The following is a 1,708-nucleotide window of genomic DNA, read 5'->3' as shown; positions in this document are numbered from 1 at the left end:
CAGATCATTTTAGCGATAAACGAAATGCTTCAAACGGAGAAACGGGGCAGCGCCAATCCGCTGCAATGGCAATGACACTATCTTAAACTAGGCTAAATATTGTCTGGACAATGGGGGCCACTTAACGCTAATTATGATCATTGTCTTTAAAAGCGAAATAGGGTCGGTTCTTATAAGCGAAAAATACGGTGATTATATTAGATATATCACCCAATCTATTTTTACCATTATCATAGGCGTAATGTTATGGTCTAAAAATGAGCCGAAGATGGAGGAGCATAGCGGTTTTGTTGATAGTTATGACGTAATTCTAATGGTTATATTTTTAGCGTGTAATCTTTTTTTGTTGATAAAGTGTTTTTATAATTCCCCGCAAAAATACACCGCTGCCATAACCCGTTTTGATGGGTTGCTTGCGCTTTTATCCAATTCTTCGGTGCTATTGGCATCTATAGAGAGAGCAGGAATAAGCTGATATGTATTATCAAATAGCATGGGGGGTTATTGTCGTAGGTGTGATTTTTTATTATGCGGTTGTCTTGGCAAAAAACACACACTCAAACTTATTTAGGTTGTCTATTTCGTTTTTACAGTTTTTTTGGGTAATCCCAATGATGTTCTTTCCAACGTTGCGCGGTAATTTTCTATATTTTTACTTATGGCCTGCTGCTATCTTAATAGCACCGTGGGTTCTATTGTACATAAAAGTGCACCGTTAAAGCCAAGGTACGCTGCGATAATCCTATCAATATCTTGGATTGTAGCAAAGCAGAATGGATGGGCTATTTGCAGGGATTAACGCTTACGGCGTTAACCGTAGGTATTGTGGTATCTGTGATATATGCAGCATCCGATACAGTTATAGCCATATAAATGAAGAATAGGGTGATTATATTTATGCGTAACGAAATAGTATTTAGAATAATTTTTAGTTCCGTATTAATTATTTCAATGATAGCTGCACGCCGCCTATTTGGTGAGTGGGCTGACGGGGTTTTTATAGTGGCAGTAGCGTTAACTGGAATAGTGTTTTGGCTTTTTAAAGCAACCAGAAAATACAAATGAATGTTAAAAATTAAGAGCTAACGACTATGACCCATCAGAAAGTGATGTACGATTGGGAGGATAGAGCTGCAAACTGCTTACTTGTTGCCCTTATCCACTATGCGGAAGATGAAATCAGAAAAAATACCCCGGAAGCAACAGACACATTGTGTTGCATTGAAGCATGTATCATTAAATTTGCTAAACTCATTGCCTTGGGTAAGCTAGATTTAGACATTGACTTTCTAAAATACTACTTACTGCGTGTATCGCCTTTTTCTTCAGGACTCAAGGAAGCGTTGGGCAGCACTCAAAGCGGCGGGTTGGCATTCGCTTTAGCTGAAATTAGCCATTACTTATTTAGCATAAATTATTATAAAAATACTATAATTGGCTTTCCAGATTTTACGGATAAAGATCTCAGCATCATGTCTGAAGCCGCTCGGTTTGTTATAGCGCGGGTACAGCCTGATCTTCTCAATATCGACAAATCAGCAGATATGGAGTGGATAAAGAATAATTATTGGGATGATGTGCGAGATTTGCTGATATTGCATAATACCTTAAACAAATTAGACAAAATGCAATACGGATGATCTTATGTTTATCTCACCGACAATTATTCAACATGGCATAATTGCCTTAGAGAATGAGATTATGCGTC

General features: G+C 37.8%; 2 protein-coding genes. Both read left to right on the top strand.

Annotation, left to right across the window (positions count from 1 at the left end):
* The first annotated feature begins 897 nt into the window (after window positions 1-897).
* Window positions 898-1,065: a hypothetical protein gene (locus AADEFJLK_RS24885; protein WP_170065251.1), complete on the top strand. Its 168-nt coding sequence runs from the start codon at window positions 898-900 to the stop codon at window positions 1,063-1,065.
* Window positions 1,066-1,091: 26 nt separating this feature from the next.
* On the top strand, window positions 1,092-1,640 hold the full coding sequence (locus tag AADEFJLK_RS23565; RefSeq protein ID WP_103976029.1) for a hypothetical protein: 549 nt from the start codon (window positions 1,092-1,094) through the stop codon (window positions 1,638-1,640).
* Window positions 1,641-1,708 lie beyond the last annotated feature (68 nt).

Origin of the sequence: Methylovulum psychrotolerans, assembly GCF_002923755.1 — a bacterium.
Classification (GTDB): Bacteria; Pseudomonadota; Gammaproteobacteria; order Methylococcales; family Methylomonadaceae; genus Methylovulum; species Methylovulum psychrotolerans.
This window is presented reverse-complemented; position numbering and strand designations above follow the sequence as displayed.